General features: G+C 73.2%; 13 protein-coding genes. 8 read left to right on the top strand and 5 right to left on the bottom strand.

Features of this window, described 5'->3' with window-relative positions; all coding sequences use genetic code 11:
- The first annotated feature begins 160 nt into the window (after window positions 1–160).
- Both Q5761_RS07805 and Q5761_RS07810 read left to right on the top strand, forming a co-directional pair.
- The gene (locus Q5761_RS07805; protein WP_318750137.1) at window positions 161–1,330 is read left to right on the top strand and encodes a DUF6114 domain-containing protein; all 1,170 of its coding nucleotides are present in this window, start codon (window positions 161–163) and stop codon (window positions 1,328–1,330) included.
- 25 nt (window positions 1,331–1,355) lie between these two features.
- Window positions 1,356–1,943, top strand: a complete 588-nt coding sequence (locus Q5761_RS07810; protein ID WP_318750138.1) for a hypothetical protein — start codon at window positions 1,356–1,358, stop codon at window positions 1,941–1,943.
- Between the two features lie 78 nt (window positions 1,944–2,021).
- Here the strand turns inward: Q5761_RS07810 and Q5761_RS07815 are convergent, their stop codons facing one another.
- The 3 genes from Q5761_RS07815 to Q5761_RS07825 form a co-directional block, all read right to left on the bottom strand.
- Window positions 2,022–3,485: a pseudouridine-5'-phosphate glycosidase gene (locus tag Q5761_RS07815; RefSeq protein WP_318750139.1), complete on the bottom strand. Its 1,464-nt coding sequence runs from the start codon at window positions 3,483–3,485 to the stop codon at window positions 2,022–2,024.
- Window positions 3,482–4,981, bottom strand: a complete 1,500-nt coding sequence (locus Q5761_RS07820) for an XdhC family protein (RefSeq protein ID WP_318750140.1) — start codon at window positions 4,979–4,981, stop codon at window positions 3,482–3,484. The genes Q5761_RS07815 and Q5761_RS07820 overlap by 4 nt, the downstream gene beginning before the upstream one ends.
- Window positions 4,982–5,085: 104 nt before the next feature.
- A complete protein-coding gene (locus Q5761_RS07825) occupies window positions 5,086–5,970 on the bottom strand; it encodes a MoxR family ATPase (RefSeq protein WP_318750141.1) in 885 nt (294 codons plus the stop codon).
- Window positions 5,971–6,192: 222 nt separating this feature from the next.
- On the opposite strand from Q5761_RS07825, the gene Q5761_RS07830 reads away from it, so the two are divergent.
- The 6 genes from Q5761_RS07830 (at window position 6,193) to Q5761_RS07855 (ending at window position 14,491) form a co-directional block, all read left to right on the top strand.
- Window positions 6,193–7,449 carry an ROK family transcriptional regulator gene (locus Q5761_RS07830; RefSeq protein WP_318750142.1) on the top strand — a complete coding sequence of 419 codons (1,257 nt, stop codon included), beginning with the start codon at window positions 6,193–6,195 and terminating at the stop codon, window positions 7,447–7,449.
- A gap of 178 nt (window positions 7,450–7,627) precedes the next feature.
- Window positions 7,628–8,971, top strand: a complete 1,344-nt coding sequence (locus Q5761_RS07835; RefSeq protein ID WP_318750143.1) for an extracellular solute-binding protein — start codon at window positions 7,628–7,630, stop codon at window positions 8,969–8,971.
- Window positions 8,968–9,870: a sugar ABC transporter permease gene (locus Q5761_RS07840; RefSeq protein ID WP_318750144.1), complete on the top strand. Its 903-nt coding sequence runs from the start codon at window positions 8,968–8,970 to the stop codon at window positions 9,868–9,870. Before Q5761_RS07835 ends, Q5761_RS07840 begins: the two co-directional genes overlap by 4 nt.
- Complete coding sequence (locus Q5761_RS07845) at window positions 9,857–10,693, top strand: carbohydrate ABC transporter permease (RefSeq protein ID WP_318750145.1); 837 nt, start codon at window positions 9,857–9,859, stop codon at window positions 10,691–10,693. Before Q5761_RS07840 ends, Q5761_RS07845 begins: the two co-directional genes overlap by 14 nt.
- Before the next feature lie 34 nt (window positions 10,694–10,727).
- Window positions 10,728–11,813: a glycoside hydrolase family 130 protein gene (locus tag Q5761_RS07850; protein WP_318750146.1), complete on the top strand. Its 1,086-nt coding sequence runs from the start codon at window positions 10,728–10,730 to the stop codon at window positions 11,811–11,813.
- Between the two features lie 152 nt (window positions 11,814–11,965).
- Window positions 11,966–14,491 carry a beta-galactosidase gene (locus Q5761_RS07855; RefSeq protein ID WP_318750147.1) on the top strand — a complete coding sequence of 842 codons (2,526 nt, stop codon included), beginning with the start codon at window positions 11,966–11,968 and terminating at the stop codon, window positions 14,489–14,491.
- 287 nt (window positions 14,492–14,778) lie between these two features.
- Here Q5761_RS07855 and Q5761_RS07860 read toward each other — a convergent pair whose 3' ends face one another.
- A complete protein-coding gene (locus Q5761_RS07860) occupies window positions 14,779–16,332 on the bottom strand; it encodes a VWA domain-containing protein (protein ID WP_318750148.1) in 1,554 nt (517 codons plus the stop codon).
- A gap of 588 nt (window positions 16,333–16,920) precedes the next feature.
- Window positions 16,921–18,324 carry an IS1182 family transposase gene (locus Q5761_RS07865; RefSeq protein WP_318750149.1) on the bottom strand — a complete coding sequence of 468 codons (1,404 nt, stop codon included), beginning with the start codon at window positions 18,322–18,324 and terminating at the stop codon, window positions 16,921–16,923.
- Window positions 18,325–18,402 lie beyond the last annotated feature (78 nt).

Here is an 18,402-nt window from a genome sequence, read left to right on the forward strand (position 1 = left end):
TCGCTACGGCGCTGCGCCCTTCGGTGCGGGGCCCGAGTTCCTCGAAGGCGAGCACGCCGGACCGGCATGGGCCGGTGCCGCACCATCCGGTAGCGGGCCCCGGTCCCTGCGGGGCGAGCACGCAGGCCTGGAATCTGTGGGCGCCGCACCAGGCGGTGCCGTGGCGGGGGGCGTCACGGCGGCGGCACCCGCCGCCCGCGGGGCCCGAACGGCGCTGGCGGGAAGCCCTCCAGGCGCGGCCACCGGCTCCCCGGCGGAGGCGCTTGCCGTCGCGCCGTCCCGCGGATTCCGCGCGTGGAAGAACCAGCGCCCCTTCTGGGGAGCCACCCTGAGCCTGTTGGCCGGCCTGGCGATCCTCTGGATGCCGCTCCACCTGTTCCCCTTCGCGTTCCTGCCCGACACGCTGATCTTCTTGGGCTATCTGTTCTCCGGACTCGTCATCGCCACGGCCGTCGCGGGCTACCTGCTCCCCTCCGCCTCCACCTACCTGGGCATCCTGGTCATCCTGTTCTCCATCGTCTCGATCTTCGGCGCCCTCGGCGGCCTCTTCGTCGGCACCCTGCTGGGCATCCTGGGCGGCTCGCTGATGGTGGCCTGGCAGCCGAAGGCGGCGACGGCCCCGGCCGCGCCCGCCCCGGGTGACCCGGGATCCGCTCCCACGCCGGCCGCGGCCGCCCTGGGTGACCCGGCACCCGCTCCCGCCTCGCCGGCGCCCGCCCCGGGTGACCCGGCATCCGCTCCCGCCTCGCCGGCGCCCGCCCCGGGCGGCCTCGCACCCGCTCCCGCCTCGCCGGCGCCCGCCCAGGGCGGCCCGGCGTCAGCCGGTTCGACCCCGGACGGCCCGGCATCCGGCACCGTCTCCAGCGGTTCCGGATCCAGGCCCGCCCTAGGCGGTCCCCGGTCCGGCCCCGCCCCTGCGTCGGGCAGCGCTGGGTCGGGCCCTGCCTCGGGCAGCCCCGGGTCCGGCCCCGCCCCGGACGCCTCCGGGCCCGACCTTGCCTCCGGCGGGCCGGGATCCGGCTCTCCCGGCGGCCCCGGGTCGGGCCCGACCAACGGCGGCCGGGTCTCTGACCCCGCCGTTCGGCCGACATCGCCCCCTGCCGCGGACGGCCCGACCCCTCCCGGCTCCTCGGGCGCCACGGCCTCGGCTGTGGGCGCCGGGGCCTCGGCGGCGGGCGCCGGATCGGAGGCTCCGGCGCCGGCTGCGCCGCCGTCGCCGGCCGAGCCGTCCGCGGGCCCCGCGGCGCTCGAGGCGCTCTGGGACCCGCCGACCCGCAGCGATCCAGACCCCGACGACGAAGGGGCCGACTGGCGCCGCTGGTTCCAATGAACCAGGGGTGGGAGGAGGTGATCTGATGGCGCTCTTCCGACGCAGGGCGCGCCCCGCCGGGGAGCGGACGGATGGGGCGCCCGCGGGAGCGGACCCCGCCACAGAACGCCCGACGGGCGCCGCCCGTCGCCCCGTCCCCGCTGCGCCCGAGGCGGAGGGACGGGGATCCAGCGGCTCCCCGTCGCCGGGACCGGTCGGAGGCGAGGGAGAGCCGTCAGAGCCGTCGCCGGACGCCCCGTCGGCGACCCACGGCCGCCCCATGACCATGGAGGAGCGCATCCAGGCCTTCTTCCGGCAGAGCGGCGGCCCCAACAACCCCCAGATCCCGAAGCTGGTGGAGAAGCACCTGCTCTACGGCAAGGACCACGGCATCCCCGGGTACCGCGAGACCTTCGCCGACGCCTTCATCGACGCCGTGGTCGGCGACCCTTCCCTGCTGCTGCTCTACGAACGGGTGCAGCGGTGGCGGGCCGAGCGGCAGCGGGAACGCCGGGACGCGGCCCGGGCGGCCCCCGCCGCGACCGATCCCGCGGTGCTCGAGCGGCTGGAGCGCCTGGAGCAGGAGGTGGCCCGCCTTCGCCGGGCCGTCGAGCGCCTGGGCGCCGCCCCGTGAGGGGGCGGCGCCCAGGGGCCCGGCGGGGACGGTGCGGCACCCTGGCGCCGGGAGGGGCGACGGCAGGCTGGAGAGCGCTCAACGGCTGCGAGCGGGGGGCGCGCCCCCGGGGGTCGCCGGCGCCCCCATCGCCGGGCCGCGACCGGACCCCTGCCCCAACGCCCACCACCGGCGGACGAACGCAGCCACCGCCCCCGCGCCGGCCCACGCCCGCACCGCGCCGGGTGGGGCGGTCTGCGGGGAACGCGCCGAGCCGTCGGTGGCCGGCACGCGGGCGGACGACTCCCCTGGGTCCCCGGCCGCGCCGCGCCCGGCCCCGCCGGTGCCCCCTCCGTCCTGCGCCCTCCCGGCATCGGCTCCGTCCTCTGCCCCGTCGGCGCCGCCTTCGTCGCGCGCCGCGCCGCGGGCTGCTCCGACCCGGGTCCGGCCGGGGTGCCCCTCGTCCTGGATCCGTCCCGCGGCCGCTGCGCCCCGGGCCCGGCGGAGGGCCGGTTCGTCCCGGGAACCAACCCCGGCGGCCGCCGGTCGCGCCGCGCCCTCCGGCGCCCGCCCCGGGATCGCTCCGGCCCGAGGGCCGCGGCCACGGCGGCCGCGGCCGTCCTCTCCACCCTCGTCTTCGGGCTCGGGCGAGAGACCCGCCAGGCTGCGGGCGATGGCCGCTCCCAGGCGGGCGTTGTTGAGCACCAGGGCACGGTTGGCCGCCACCGTCCGCCCGCCGCTCAGGGCATGGAGGCGCTCCAGGAGGTACGGCGTCACGGCCTTCCCCTTGATCCCCTGGGCGGCGCGGTCGGCCTCGGCCTGGGCGAGCCACCGGGCGAACTCCCGGTCGTCCAGGGCGTCGCCGGGCGGGATGGGGTTCGCCACCAGCACGGCGCCGGGCAGTCCCAGGGCGCGCCGAGCCCGCAGGACGGCCGCCGCCTCCGCCGGCGAGTCGATGCGGGCGTCCACCGGCAGGCCGGTGGAGCGCAGGTAGAAGCCAGGGAACTCGTCGGTCCCGTACCCCAGGACCGTGACGCCGTGGGTCTCCAGGTACTCCAGGGTCGCGGCGACGTCCAGCACCGTCTTGGCGCCGGCGGAGACCACCACCAGCGAGAGGCGGGCCAGGGTCGGCAGGTCGGCGGAGACGTCCAGGGTCTCCTGCCAGCCGCGATGGACGCCGCCGATGCCGCCGGTCACGAAGACGTCGATCCCCACCCACGCCGCCACCTGGGCGGTGGACGCCACCGTGGTGGCGGCGCTGCGCCCCAGGGCGCAGAGGACCGGCAGATCGCGGATCGTGGCCTTCGGCAGGTCGGGGCTGCGGGCCACCCGCTCGAGTTCCGCGGGGCTCAGGCCCACCCGCAGGCGCCCGTCCAGCACCGCCACCGTGGCCGGCACCGCCCCCGCCCGGCGGATCGCGTCCTCGACCTCCAGCGCCGTCTCCAGGTTGGCCGGGTACGGCATCCCGTGGGCGACGAGGGTGGACTCCAAGGCCACCACCGGGCGGTCCCGGCGGAGGGCGTCGCGCACCTCGTCGCCCAGCTCGAAGTGGGGGGTCGTCATCCTCGCGTGCGCTCCTCCTCAGGCCGGGGGTGGATCGGGCCCGGCCGGTCGCGGAGGAACCCGGCCGACCGGCCGTAGCGGACCGCCTGCACCTCGGCCAGCAGGCTGCAGGCGATCTCCTCCGGCGTCTCCCCCCCGATGTCGAGGCCCACGGGCGCGTGGATCCGGTCCAGCTGCTCCGGCGTGGGCACCACCCCGCGCTGGCGCAGCTCGGCCAGCAGGCGCTCCGCCCGCCGCCGCGGGCCCAGAAGACCAATGTAGCGCACCGGGCTGCCCAGGACCGCCTGGAGGAAGCCGGCGTCCTGCAGGAAGTTGTGGGTCATGATGACGACGAAGGTGCGATCGTCCAGGTGGACGTGGCGCCGGAGATCCTCGGGGTGCGTGCGGACCACCCTCCGGGCCCGGGGGAAGCGATCCGGCCGCGCGAAGGCCGGCCGGCTGTCGACCACCACCACCTCGTAGCCGAGGGGGGCCGCCGCCTCGACCACCGGGACGGCGTCGTGGCCCGCGCCGCAGATCAGCAGCACGGGCGGCGGCAGCACGGCTTCGATGAAGAAGTCGCCGGCGCCGCCGACGGAGAGCGTCCCCGTCCGCCCTCGCGCCAGCCACTCCCGCGCCGTGCGGACCACCAGGTCATCGAGCTCGGCAGAGCCCAGGGAGCCCTCGACGCAGCCGTCCCGGACCACCAGCGCCCGGGGCGGCAGCGCCGTCCGATGGGGTGGGCCGCCGGCGAGCGGGGCGCCCGACCGGGCCGCCCCCTCCTCCGCGCGGGCCCTGTCGGCGTCGCCGCCCTCCGCCGCGAGGGCCCTCGCCGCATCGCTTTCGGCCGGCTCGCTGGTGGGCCTGGTGACGGGTCCGCCGGCGGGCTGGTCGTCGGTGGGGTCACGAGGCGGCTGGCGGGAGAGGGCCTCCTCGCCGCTCCCACGGCCCGCGGGTTGGCGGGCGGGAGCGGCCGGCCTCTCGACGGTCGATCCGCCGCCCGGTCCCGGCGGCGTCGTCGCACAGGACGCGTTCGCCCCACCCCCGGCCGGGACGGCCGTCCCACCAGGGGTTCCGGGCTCCGTCGCCCCCAGCGGCGCCGCCGCCCCCACCGGGTCCCGCGGTTCGAGGGGCGGGAGCGGGATCACCGCCGCCAACCGCTCCCCCGCCGCCCGCCAGGCCACCAGCTGCCCGTGCCAGGGCTGCAGGGGCTCGATCAGCACCTCGACCGCCCCGTTGCAGCCCAGCCCCAGCCCCCACAGGGCGTCGTCGTCGGCCGTCATGTCGTACGCCACCCGGCGCGGGCGACCGATGGCCATGACCTCCCTCGCCACGGCGACCACGTCGCCCTCCAGGCACCCGCCGCTCAGGCTGCCCACCGGATCGCCCCCGTCCGGGATGAACATGCGGGCGCCCTCCCGCCGGTAGGTGGATCCCCGCGTCCGCGTGATGGTGGCCACCGCGCCCCCGCGGCGCTGGGCCAGGGCGGCGGCGATGGCGGCCGTCACCGCATCCATGGCTTCCCCCTCCCGGCTCCGCGTCGCACCGGCGTCGGTCGCGGGCCGCCGCGATCCGCCCTCGCCGTGCCGAACGTCCCGGCGGCCCCGCTCCCATCCTCGCGTCAGCCGCGGCGGACCGCGGCCAGGACCCGCTCCAGCTCCCCTCCGCCCAGGCGCTCGACGTCCTCCACGTCTTTGATGACGCACCCCAGGGTCGCCTGCACCGTCTCCTCGTCCAGCTCGTCCCGGTGCAGGGCCACCAGGGCCCGGGCCCAGTCCAGGGTCTCCGCCACACCGGGTGGCTTGTTCAGGCCCATGGTGCGCAACGCCTGGACGAACCGGACCACCTGTTCGGCGAGGCGCCGGTTGATGCCGGGCAGCCGCGCCTCGACGATGCGGGTCTCCTTGGCGAAGTCCGGATAGCCGATCCAGAGGTAGAGACAACGGCGGCGCAGGGCCTCGGAGAGCTCCCGCACCCGGTTCGACGTCAGCACGACGAACGGACGGTGGCGGGCCCGGATGGTCCCCAGCTCCGGGATGGTCACCTGGAAGTCCGCCAGGACCTCAAGGAGGAAGGCTTCGAACTCCTCGTCGGCCCGGTCCACCTCGTCGATGAGCAGCACCGGCGCCCGGTCCTCCCGGGTGATGGCGTCCAGCAGCGGCCGCTTCAGCAGGAACTCCGGCGAGAAGATCTCCGCCTCCCGCTCGGCCACGTCCCGCCGGTCGCCCTCCTGCATGCGGATGCGCAGGAGCTGCCGCGGGTAGTTCCACTCGTACAGGGCCGCCGCCGCGTCCAGCCCCTCGTAGCACTGCAGGCGGATCAGGTCGGTCCCCAGCACGTCGGCCATCACCCGGGCGATCTCCGTCTTGCCGACGCCCGCGTGGCCCTCGATGAGCAGGGGCTTCTCCAGGCGGATCGCCAGGTGGATCGCCGTGGCGATGGGGCGGTCGGCGATGTAGCCGCGTTCTTCCAGCTTGGTGAGGATGTCTCGGACGGCCTCGTGCACCCCCGCGTCCCCTCCTGCCCTTCGGCCGGCGCCGCGGCGCCACCTCGGTCCGGGTGGTCCCGCGCCGGCCCGCGATCCCTCGGAAGGCCATTCGCCACCGGGCACCCGATTCCCCCCGTGGGGCCCGATTCCCGTTGGCATCCCCCGGCCAGCAGGAGAACGGGGCCCCGTCCATAACTTATTAACTGTAACTAAGGATCTGGGGGAGGGCGTCGGTCCACCATGGGGCGGCGCAAGTCCGCGCCGAGCCAGATCCCACCAGCTCCCTCGGGGCGGCCGCAGCTGCTGCGCCTCCACAACCGGACGTTGATCCTCTCCCTGCTGCGGGAGCGGCCGATGTCCCGGTCCGAGCTGGCCCGGCAGGCGGGCCTCGCCCTCCCCACGGTCTCGCGCCTCGTCGATCAGCTGATCCACGACGGACTGGTGGTGGAGGGGAAGAAGCAGGCCACGGGCGGTCGTCACGCGACGGAGCTGCGTCTGCGCGCGGAGGCTGGCTTCGTCCTCGGCGCGGAACTGGGTCGCGACCAGATCCGCGTGGTCCTCAGCGACCTGCAGGGGCAGCTGCGCGCCCAGAGCGAGCGGCCGCGCGGCGAGACGGCCGAGGAAGACGTGGCCCACCTGGCCGCCATGGCCGGCGCCCTCCTCGACGAGGCCGGGATCGACGCGCGCCGCCTGACGGGGATCGGCGTCGGCGTCCCGGGGCCCCTGGATCCCGCCGCCGGCACCGTGATCCAGCCGCCCAACTTCCGGGGGTGGTCGTACGTCCCCCTGCGCCAACTCCTGCAGCGACGGTTCCGGGTCCCGGTCTGGATCGAGAACGACGCCAACGCCGGCGCCCTGGCCGAGTTCGTCCTCGGCCACTCCCACGTCCGGAACATGGTGTACGTCCTGGCCGATGCCGGGGTCGGGGCAGGGCTCGTGCTCCAGCGCCAGCTCTACCGCGGCGCGGGAGGTGCCGGCGAGCTGGGGCACTGCCCCGTGCAGCGATCGGGCCCCCGCTGCCCGTGCGGCCGCCGGGGGTGCGTGGAGGCCATCGCCTCCACGGATGCCATGGTCGCCCGGTACCGGGGGCTGGTGGGCCGCAGCGGAGACGACACCGCGCCGGCGCAGGATTTCGCGGCCCTGGTGGCCGCCGAGGCCGCCGGCGACCCGCGGGCGCGCGCGGTGCTGGATCGAGGCGGGCGCGCCCTCGGCGCAGGCCTCGCCCTCCTGGCCAACCTGCTCCATCCCGAGGTGATCGTGCTGGGCGGCCGTTCGGTCCAAAGCCCGTCCTTCCTCGCGGCCGCCCAGCGGGAACTGCGGCGTCGGCGTTTCGGCACGGGGGAGGTGATGGTCACCACGACGCGGCTCGGCCGCGCGAACGTGGCTCGGGGTGCCGCCCTGCTGGCCTTGCAGGGGCTGTTCCAATCCCCGTTCACGGCGTCCTTCGCCCCAGGAGCCGACGAGCCGCCCGCGATGGAGCCGGGCAGCCATCCGTAGGTCCACCCGCCCCATCGCGGCACAAGGGGCGCGGTCGCCCCGGACCCCGGCAGCCGTCCGCGGGGCGCACCCCGGCGCCATGGGCGTGCCGGCGTCGTGCGGGGACGTCGTCTGGCACCGTCGTCGTCGGAAGGTTCCTCCCTGGAGGACAAGCCTTGTCGGGCTGGAGGTGGAGCAAGTGCACCGCGTACGCGTCCGGTCGTTGCGGGTCCTGGTGGTGCTGCTCGCCCTGCTGATCGCGGGGTGCTCGAGCCAGCCGGAAGGAGCGGCACCGGGCGGCACCTCGTCCGGAGACGCCGCGCAACAGGTGTCCATCACCTTCTGGACGGCGCCGAATCCCACCCAGGAGAAGTTCTGGCGGGAGATGGCCGACGCATACATGGCGGAACACCCCGACGTCAAGATCGAGGTGGCTCCCATCCCCGAGAGCCCGAGCTCGGAAGCCGGGATCCTCACGGCGCTCTCCAGCGGCACGAAGCTCACGGCCTCGGAGAACGTCTTCTCGGGATTCGGGGCGCAGCTCGCCAGCAACGACGCCATCGTGCCCCTTGACACCCTCCCGGGCTTCGAGGAGCTCGTCCAGCAGCGCAAGATGGACGGCCTGATCGAGGGGTGGCGCTTCGCCGATGGCCACATCTACATCCTGCCGATCTACAGCAACGCCATGCTGTACGGCTGGCGCATGGACATCCTGAGGGAGCTCGGCTACCAGGAACCGCCGCGCACGTATGGCGAGATCCTGGAGCTGGCGGAGAAGCTGCGGTCCACCGACGGGGACAGGTTCCTGCTGGCGCGCAAGGTGCTGATCGAGCCCCAGGCCTGGTGGGAACGGTGGTTCGACACCTTCACCCTCTACTACGCAGCCAGCGACGGGAAGCCGTTCCTCGAGGGCAACCAGCTGGCGGCGGACGAACGGGCCTTCGTGGAGGTGCTGCGGTTCTACGGCGAGCTGGCCAAGCGGGACGCCATCCTGACCCGGGACGTCACCGACCCGTTTGAGACGGGGGTCGCCGTGTGGGCACCCATTGGCCCCTGGACGCTGCCGTACTGGAAGGAGAAGTATCCCGACCTGAAGGTGGGTGAACAGGTGGTCTTCACGCCGCCGCCCGTCCCCGACGGGATGCCCGCCGGTGCCGCCACGAAGACCTTCGCCGACGCCAAGGGGGTCGTCATCTACCGGCATGCCAGCGAGGCCGAGCAGCAGGCCGCGTGGGAGTTCATCCGCTGGGTCTTCAGCAACCCGGAGAACGACGTGAAGTGGTTCGAACCGACCAACATGCCGCCGGCCCGGGGTGATCTGGCGGAGAACCCCGCCTTCAAGGACGTCATCGCCCGGACGCCCGGACTGGAGGCCTACGCCAAGGCCGTGCCGACGGCGGTCCCGCCGATGGCGCACCCCAACTTCGAGGAACTCCACCGCCTCATCGGCGAGCAGGCGCTGGCGCCGGTCGTGCAGGGGCAGAAGAACCCCGAGCAGGCGTGGCAGGACCTGAGACGGGCCATCGAGGAGGCGATCCGGTGAGCCGGGCTGGTGGAGGATCGGTCCGCCGTCACCGCGAGGTACGGGGCTGGCTCTTCGTCGCCCCGTACCTCGCCTACGTCGCGACCTTCTTCCTGTTCCCGATGGTCTGGTCCCTGTTGCTGGCGTGGACGGACTGGAACCTGATCAGCCCCGTGAAGCAGTGGGTGGGCCTGGAGAACTTCATCAAGGCGGTCCAGAGCCCCCAGGTGCACGCCGCCTTCGTCAACACCTACCGCCTCATGGCGGTGTTCGTCCCGGTGGCGCTGGCCTGGTCCCTGGGGCTTGCGCTCCTGCTCGATCGCATGCCGCGCGGCTCCGCCTTCTTCTCCGTCGGCTACTTCCTTCCGTACCTGGCCAGCGGCGTGGCCGTCGCCCTCGTCGTGCGGGGGATCGTCGCCTACAACAGCCCGGTCAACGCCGCCCTGCGCCAGCGGCTGGATCTGGACATCGCGTGGCTTCAGGACCCGATCCTGGCGTTGGTCATCATCGCCCTGCTGATCGCCTGGAAGTTCTCCGGGTACTTCGGATTGATCCTGCTGGCGGGGCTCCGGGGCATCTCCCGCGACCTGTACGACGCCGCCGCGCTGGACGGGGCGACGGGGTGGAAGCGATTCCGCTTCGTCACCCTGCCCATGCTCTACCCCGCAGTCAGCTCCGTCCTCATCCTGGCCATCGCCCTCACCTTCGGCGTGTTCACGGAGCCCTACATCCTGACCAAGGGCGGGCCGGATCTCGCCACCCACACGTGGCACCTGGAGATCTACAATCAGGCGTTCACCAGCTTCCGCGCCGGGTTCGCCTCCGCGGTCGCCGTCCTCTCGGCCCTCGCCACCTTCGCGACCATTGGGCTGGTCCGGTTGGCACTGCAAAGGTGGGGGAATCGCTATGACCCGGCCTAGGCGCAGGGCGCTGTCCCTGGTCTTGCTCTACGCCGCGGCCACCCTGGCCCTGGTGGTGGCGGTGTTCCCCTATGCGTACCTCCTCCTGCAGTCGCTGGCACCATGGGACCAGGTGGAACGCCGGTGGATCCCCTCCGAGTTGACGTTGCGCTCCTACGTGTGGCTCCTGCAGGGTGGCGAGGCGTCCCTGCCGCGGCCGTGGCTGCGCGCCTTCTTGAACAGCATCGTCGTGTCGCTGGCCGATACCGCCACCAGTCTCCTCTGCGGGATGATGGTCGGCTACGCCCTCTCCAAGATCCGCTTCCGCGGCGCGCGAGTCGTGTACAACTTCCTCCTGTTTCACATGTTCTACCCGGGCATCCTGCTCCTGGTACCCACCTTCCTGATCATCCGCGCGCTCGGGCTGTACAACACGTACCTGGCGATGATCCTGCCGAAGGCCATCCACCTGTGGGTCATCTTCATGTACACCAACTTCTTCATGCGGGTTCCGGAGGAACTGCTGGATGCGGCCCGCGCCGACGGGGCCAGCGAGTGGACCATCCTGTGGCGCATCGCCGCGCCCCTGACCGGTGGCCTGACCACCATCCTCGGCCTGTTCGTGTTCACGGAACGCTGGGCCGAACTGCTGTGGGACCTCCTGGCGGTCCGGGACGAGCACCTGATGACGCTGAACGTCTTGTTGGCCAGCATGCAGGGTCCGTATGGGACCTATCCCGGCCCCCTCTACGCGGCCGCGGCGCTGTTGACGTTGCCCATCGTGGTGCTATTCCTGGTGTTCAGCCGGCGCTTCCTGGTCGGCGTATCCTACATCTTCCGTTGAACCTGGCGAAAGGGCTTGAAAGGGGTTGGACCGCGTGCTTCGGCTGCCCGATCCGCGACAGGCGACCGCATACCTCCTGGGCCCCTTCACCAAGCACCCGGGCAACCCGATCCTGGCCCCGCGGGGCTCCACCTGGGAGGCCAAGGACGTCTTCAACCCGGCCGCGGTGGTGAAGGACGGGCGGGTCTATCTGCTCTACCGGGCCGAAGACCACACGGGCCCCGGCCAGTGGAACGGGACGTCCCGCATCGGCCTGGCCGTCAGCGACGACGGCATCCACTTCGAGCGCTACCCCGATCCGGTGCTGGAGCCGACGGAGCCCTACGAGCTCCCCGGGGGCTGCGAGGACCCCAGGCTGACCTGCATCGAGGGGCGGTATTTCCTGACCTACACCGCCTTCGACGGGGTCACCGCGCGCCTGTGCCTGGCCACCTCCACCGACCTGATCCACTGGGAGAAACACGGCGTTTTGTTCCCCGATTGGCAGGGCGACACCGGCCGGGTGTGGTCCAAGTCCGGTGCCATCTGCCCGGAGAAGATCGGCGACCGCTACGTCATGTACTTCGGCGACACCTCCATCTGGATCGCCACCTCCCGGGACGGCTTCCACTGGGAGCCGGAACCGGAGCCCGTCCTCCGGGTCCGGCCTGAGGCGGGGAACTTCGACACCCTGCTGGTCGAACCCGGCCCGGCGCCGCTGGTCACGGACCGGGGCATCCTGCTGATCTACAACGCCGCCCACCGCCTGGCCGAGGCCCACCTGGTCCGCCGGGACGGTGGCGCCGGAGGGCTCCAGGCTTCCACCGCCGCCGGTGGCGGCGCCGGTGCCGCCCGAGACCGGGACCCGGCCGCCGAACCCCCGGCGTACGGCGGTCCCGCCGGGTCGGGCTACGTGCGCTACGCCGCGGGCCAGGCCCTGTTCGACCTGCGGGACCCGCGCAAGCTGCTGTGGCGCTCGGAGCGGCCGTTCCTGGAACCCGAGACGGAAGCCGAGATCCGCGGCCAGGTGGACCACGTGGTGTTCGTGGAGGGCCTCGTCCATCACCGGGGCACCTGGTTCATGTACTACGGCATGGCCGACTCCCGCATCGGCGTGGCCACCTACACCCCCGCAACCTAGGGTCGGGGTCGTCCCGCGACCCAGCCGTCCGTCGATCGAAGAAGGCCAGGCCCCGGGCTTCGGGGGTGGCCGCGGACGGGGGATGGCCCCGCAGCCGTGGGATCCCCCCGAGGCCCGAGGCCGAGGAGCCGTGGGCCGTCGAGGTGAACGCCATGGAGGGTTCGCGTCAGCCCCTGGGCCGCCGTTTCTTGCTGGGCGTCAACTACTGGCCGAGTCGCCAGGGCGTGGCGATGTGGGCGCGGTGGGATGCCGACGCCGTGCACCGCGAGCTGCGGGCCCTGGCGGACACGGGATGCCAGGTGGTCCGGTTCTTCCTGCGCTGGTCCCACTTCCAGCCCGAGGAGGATCGCGTCGATCCCGTCGCCCTGGAACGGCTGCGGCAGTTCTGCGACCTGGCCCACGCCGTCGGCCTGGGCGTCATCCCCACCTTCTTCACCGGCCACATGAGCGGCGAGAACTGGGACGTTCCCTGGCGCCAGGGTCGGTGCCCCTACACGGATCCCGGCATGCTGCGGGCCCAGGTCCGCCTGATCCAGGCGGTGGCCGAGGCCATCGGCGACCATCCGGCCCTGCGGGCGTGGGACCTGGCCAACGAGCCGGACATCTTCGTGCGGCCCCCATCCCCGGACGCCGGGTGGCTGTGGTGCCGGCTCCTGTACCGCGAGCTCAAGGCGCACACGCCCCACGTCCCGGTCACCCTGGGCATCCACGTCACCTCCCTGGCGGACGACTGCGGCCTCCGCCCGGAGGACATCGCGGAGGCCGCCGACTTCGTGTGCATGCACCTCTACCCCATCTACTCCCCCTGGTGTCCGGACCCCGCGGGCACGGTGCGGCCCAACCTCCTGGTCCCCTTCGGCGACCGGCTCGTGGCGGCCATGGCCCGTCGTCCCGCCCTGGCGGAGGAGTTCGGCAGCACGACCCTGATGATGTCGCCCACGCTCCACGGCCGCTACGTCAGCGCGGTGCTGGCGAGCCTTCTCCTCCACGGCAGCCTGGGCGCCCTGGCCTGGTGTGGCCTCGACTTCGCCTGCGCGGAGGAGCTTCCTTACGACAGCACGCCGTACGAGGTGGCCTTCGGAATCCTGGACGCCCAGGGGCGCCCCAAGCCCGCGGGGGAAGCCTTCGGCCGCTTCGCCCGGTTGCTGCGGCGACTGCCGGACGATCTGACGCCCGCTCCCCGCCCGGCGGCGATCCTGCTGCCCGAGCGCTACTACGACAACGCCGATCCCGACATCACGCCGGAACGCAACTTCGCCGTGCTGTTCAACGCCTTCGTCCTCGCCCGCCGGGCCGGCCTACCGGTGGCGCTGGTTCGTCCCGACGACGACTGGACCCCCTACCGGCTCTTGATCCTGCCCTGCGTACCCCGGCGCAACAGTCTCTCCAACCGGACGTGGAACCGGTTGCGCCGCTGGGTGGAGGCCGGCGGCACCCTCTACCTCTCCTACGATGGGGCTGCCTTGCCCGGCATGGACGACGTCTTCGGGATCACGGTGCTCGACGCCCATCCGCGGGAGGCGGTCCACGGACCCGGGCCGTGGGAGCTGCTCCTACACCCGGCGGCCTGCGATCCCGACGCCCTCCTCGAGCCGGATCCACGGGCCGGGGATGCCCGGCCCGTGGCCCGGCTCGTCCCGCCCGCGCGTTCCGCTCCCCGCAAGCGGCTGCTGGCATCGCCCACCGGCGCCCGCGTGATGGGGTGGATTCGACCGGTCCGCCCCGGCGGCGACGGCGATGCCGACCGCGACCTCGTGACGTGGGACGAACCGGCGAGTTCGGACGAACCGGCCGTGTTCGTCCACCGCTACGGTCGGGGGTGGGCGGTGCTGGTCACCGATCCGCTGGAGTGGATCCTGGCATGCATGCCGGGGGCATATGGCGCCGGCCGCGGAACGGGCTCCGAGACCGGGCGCCCGGCCGACGCCGCGGCAGGGGGCCAGGCGGCATCGGCCTCCCCCGCCGGGGTACCGCGGGCATCGGCGTCGGCGCCGGCACGATCGACGACGGCCGCCTGGCCGATCGCCTCCCCGGCGGCTGGGGTGGCGCCGGCATCGGCGTCGGGGGTCACAGCCGTGCCCCAGGGCGAAGGCGGCGAGGTGGGGAGCGGCCCCACGTCCCTCCAGCAAGGCGGGGGGGCGTGGGGGAGCGTGAAAGATGCCGAGGGACGGAGCTCCCCCCGTTCGCGGCCCGGGACCGGTCCCCTGGGGCCCGAGCAGGTCTACCGCTTGGCCGCTGGGCTGGCCGGCATCGTCCCGGAGTGGGAGGCGGACCATCCCGACGTGGAGACGGGGGTACTGGTCCCCGGCGCCGTCGACGGTGGGCACCAGGTCGGCGAGTCCAATCCGGCCGGCCCGCTGGCGCCGGGCATCATCCCATCCCCTGGAGGACAGGTGGCGTCCTCGGCGGTGCCGGATCCATCCGCGGCGCCGGCGGCCCGATACCTGGTGGTGGTCAATCACCGCCCCGAACCGGTGACCGTGACCTTGTCGGGCCGAGGACCGGCGGAGCTCATCGACGTCGAGACCGGTAGCGTCCTGGCGTGCCGCCCGACGGGTCCACGGGAACGCGGACGACCGCGCTGGCAGACCCCGCCCTGGCGGCTGGAGCCCGGGGGGTGGCGGGGGTTCCGCATCGCTGGGGACGCCCTCGCCGCGGCTGCCCCGTCCCGTTCGTGAGGCGATGGGGTGCCGTTGTGAGGCGTGGGCGGCGGCGACGCCGTGCGATCCTTCGGGGCCGTACGATCCTCCGGGTGGGCTGGCAGGCTGCCGTGCCGTCGGGTGGGGACCGGGTACGTCCCGCGGCCGCGCCGTCGGGTTCCCGTACCGCGGCGTGGGGGCACGGGGCACGGATAGAGAACCGGCCTGGGGGACGGCGGTGCCGCGAGGGGCCGGGCCCGGGCTGCTGCGGCACCGTGAAAGACCGGGAACCTTCCCTTTGAGCCTTCCCTTTCAGGAGGGCCCTTTCAAGAGGGAAGGCGGCGGGCGCGGGGCCGGTTCGTCCGACGAAGCCGGTGCACGGCCCACGCCTGCCGCCGCAGCTCCTGGGATAGCTGCACGAGGCTTTCGAGGCTGTGGGCCGGCGCCAGCACGTCGACATACGGGAGCGCAACCTGCATGCCGCGCGCGAGGGGCTCGTAGCGGGGATCGCCCGCCAGCGGGTTCAGCCAGATCAGGGCCCGCACCCGCCGCCGGCAGGCTCGCAATGCCCGGTCCAGCAGGCCGAGATCGCCCCGATCCAGCCCGTCGCTGATCACCAGCAGCACGGTGTCCCGGTCGAGGAGATGGCCATATCGATCCGCCAGCCTCCACAAACCCTCCCCCAGCCGCGTTCCACCCGACCAGTCCGCGGTGACGGCCGCCGCCCGCGCCATGGCCGCCTCGGGTCGCGGCGTGCGCAGGACCGTGGTCAGGCGGGTGAGTCGCGTCCCCACGGCGAAGGTCTCGACCCGCCCCCCCTGCTGCTGCAGGCCGTGGAGGAAGTGCAGGAAGAGCTGGCTGTAGACGTCCATGGACCCCGAGACGTCCAGCACGGCCACGAGGCGCAGCCGGCCCGCACGCCGCCGCCGGCGCGGCCACTGGAAGAGGTCGCCCGCCTTGCGCGCGGCCTCGCGCAGGGCCCGCCGGCCGTCGATGGCGCCCTTCCGTGCCCGGACGAACCGGCGCGACGGCCGCGTGGCGAGCCACCGCCCCAGTTGGGAGGCGGCCGCCATCACCAGGCGGCGGTCTTCGTCGTGTAGCAGCTGCACGTCCCGCCGGGTGAGCACCGCGAGGGGGCTGTAACCGCCGGGGCTCCCCCCTGCCCGGGCCTGCCAGGCGCGGCTGCCGTGGGAGGAACCGTCGGCCTCGACGCCGGTGCCGGCCCCCGCCGACGCGGCCGCGGGCAGCACCGCCAGGATCAGGTGCAAGCCCAGATCCTGCACGCTGTCGGCACCAGGTGCGCGGGGGTGGTCGGGATCGCCGTCGGTGGCACGGGAGCCGGCGGCCTCGGCCGTCGGTCCCGTCCCATCGTCCGGATGCCCCGCCGGGTCCCCACCGGCCGGTTCGTCGCCCGCCTCCGCCGCGGAACGGGAGTCGGAACGGGCGTCGGGATGCCCGGGAGACGATCGCGAGGACGCCGACGCCGCCTCCGACAGCGGGTCGCGGTCGGGAGGATGGGAGTCGTCCGCGGGATCCCCATGATGGCGGTCCCCCACGGGGTCGGAGGTGGCGGACGTCGCGGCAGGCCGCCGACGGGCCAGCCAACCGGGAAGCCGCTGGCGCACCGGATCCCCCCAGAAGAAGGCATCCAGCTCCCGCTCCAGCACAGGGAGGTCTTCAGGCCGCCGGGCCAGGACGAGGCGCAAGGCCGATCGCACCTCGGCCGGGTCGCCCAGGTCCACGTGCTCCAGAGCTGCCAGCGCGTTCACGGCGTCGGCCGGGCTGGTGGGGAGCCCCATGGCCCGCAGGCGCCGGACCAGGAGGATCACGTGGTCGCGCAGGTTCTTCGTCGGCGTGTCTTGGCCGTTTGGCGTGTCCATGCCGTGCTGCGCCTCTGATAGGGACCGTGGGTACATCGCATGAGCACCGGCGGCGTTACATCGTTTTGCGGATGCACCCTGTGATGGGGGCCGCGGGTGCGGCACGACCCCCTGGTACGATGGCCCTGCCCTCCTCACGATCGGCGGTGCCCCTCGGGCGGTGCCGGAGCCTTGGCACCGCCTCCGCACCACAACCACGAGCCCGCCCGTTTCAATCCTCACACAGCGCCCGGGCCAGGGCAAGGCGAGGCCGGGATGCTGGCAATCTACCGTCAGCCGGCGGCACCAAGCCTGTCGCCAGGTGCAAGAATTCGCGCACGGGACCAAAAACGGTCCACGTGGAGGTGGCCACGGGCGGCAAGTTTCAATCCCCACCCGGCCTTTCGGCCGGGTGTGACGATTCTGTACCCGCATTTGTCACACACGAGCCAGGAGTTTCAATCCTCACCCGGCCTTTCGGCCGGGTGTGGAGCCTGTTTCACTGATCCTGACGAGATCAGAACTGGGGGAACGTACCGGGTCGATTCGGCCATGTCCCGTGGGCTGACGGTCAGGACGGGGTAGGCCGGCGGCCCGGTCGTTACCCTTCTACGCCAAGCCCGCCACCGTACATTCAAAGGGCAAGGTGGCGGATCGCTCCCTGACCCTCCGCCAGAGCTTCAGCAAGTTATGGGTCAGGCAGAGCAGCTTCCACTCGCTGTCACACGCCGCCAGACCCCGACGGAGGAACCGGTCGGCGCCTCGCACGGTCTTGATCTGCCCGAACACGGGCTCCACGGTCTGGCTCCGCTTGGCGTAGATCGCCTGCCCTCGCCGGGTCCGCAGCTTGCGTTCCATCCGCTCCCGCAGGCTCAGCCCCTTGGGGATGCGGCCTCGCGGAGGGGGTGCATCCTTCCAGGCTTGGCGCTGCTTCCACTCTTTACTCGTCGCCAGGAACAGTTCCGGCCCATCCGCCGGTGCCTGCTTCACGTTCGCCTCGCTCCAGGACCCCGCGTCGGCCACCACGGCGCGGATGGGCTTGTCCACGCCCGCGGCCCGCAGGTTGGCTTGCGCCTGCTGGAGCATCGGGTGCAGTTGGCCCACGTCGTTGGCGTCCTGCGTCACCGCCGCGGCCACGATGAGCGGGTCTTCGGTCACCACCGCCTGGGCGTTGTACCCTTGCACAAAGCCCTGCCGGGTCTTCATGATCCGGCTGTCCGGGTCCGTGACGTTCGCCTTCGCCGCCGGATCCACCGAGGGATCCGGCGCCTTCGGCTTCCGCCCCCGCCGCTTCTTGCCGGTCGCCTGCTCCTGGGCCTTCCGTTCGTCGATGCGGGCCTGCTGCCGGGCGGCTTCCCGGGCCGCCTCGTCCTCCAGCCGCCGCTTGCACGCCTTCAGCCGCTCCAGCCGGCTCTGGCGGGAGCGCAGTTCCTCCGGCAACTCATCCCCACGGCGCCCGGGGCCGTACCGCGCATCTTCTTCCCGGTCCGTGGCCTCCGCCTCCCGGAGCATCTTCTCCACTTCCTGGCGAATCGCATCGTAGGTTCGGTTGGCCGCCAGCGAGGCGTTGGCCTTGACTTTCGTCCCGTCCAGTGCCACCACGCCGACCTTCCCCAGCCCCGCCTCGCGGCACAGCCGCAGCACCTGCGTGAACAGCTCGGCCAGTTCCCGCTCGTGGCGCTGGCGGAAGCGGGCGATGGTCACGGGATCCGGCTTCTGGTTGGCGGTGATCACCCGGAAGGCCACGTCCTCGAGGCACAGTCGCTCGATCCGCCGGCTGGACCGCTCGCCGACGCAGTAGGCGTACAGCAGGAGCGTCACCATCATGGCGGGGTCGTAGCTCTCCCCGCCCCATCCGTCGGCGCGGTACTTGCTCCGAAACGCCCGCAGGTCCATCGGCTCGACGGCGTCGATCAGGAACCAGGCCAGGTGGTCCTCGGGCAGCCCGTCGCGAAGGCTCGGTGGGAGCAGGTACAGTTGGTCGCGGTTCACCGGGCGGAAGTTGTAGGCCATAGGGACACCTCGGGCGACGGAGAATTCCAATCCATGGCTTCACCTAAACCCACGTGAGGGCAATCCTGCGGAAATACC

It is taken from the genome of Thermaerobacter composti (genome assembly GCF_033582035.1).
Lineage (GTDB): Bacteria > Bacillota > Sulfobacillia > Thermaerobacterales > Thermaerobacteraceae > Thermaerobacter > Thermaerobacter composti.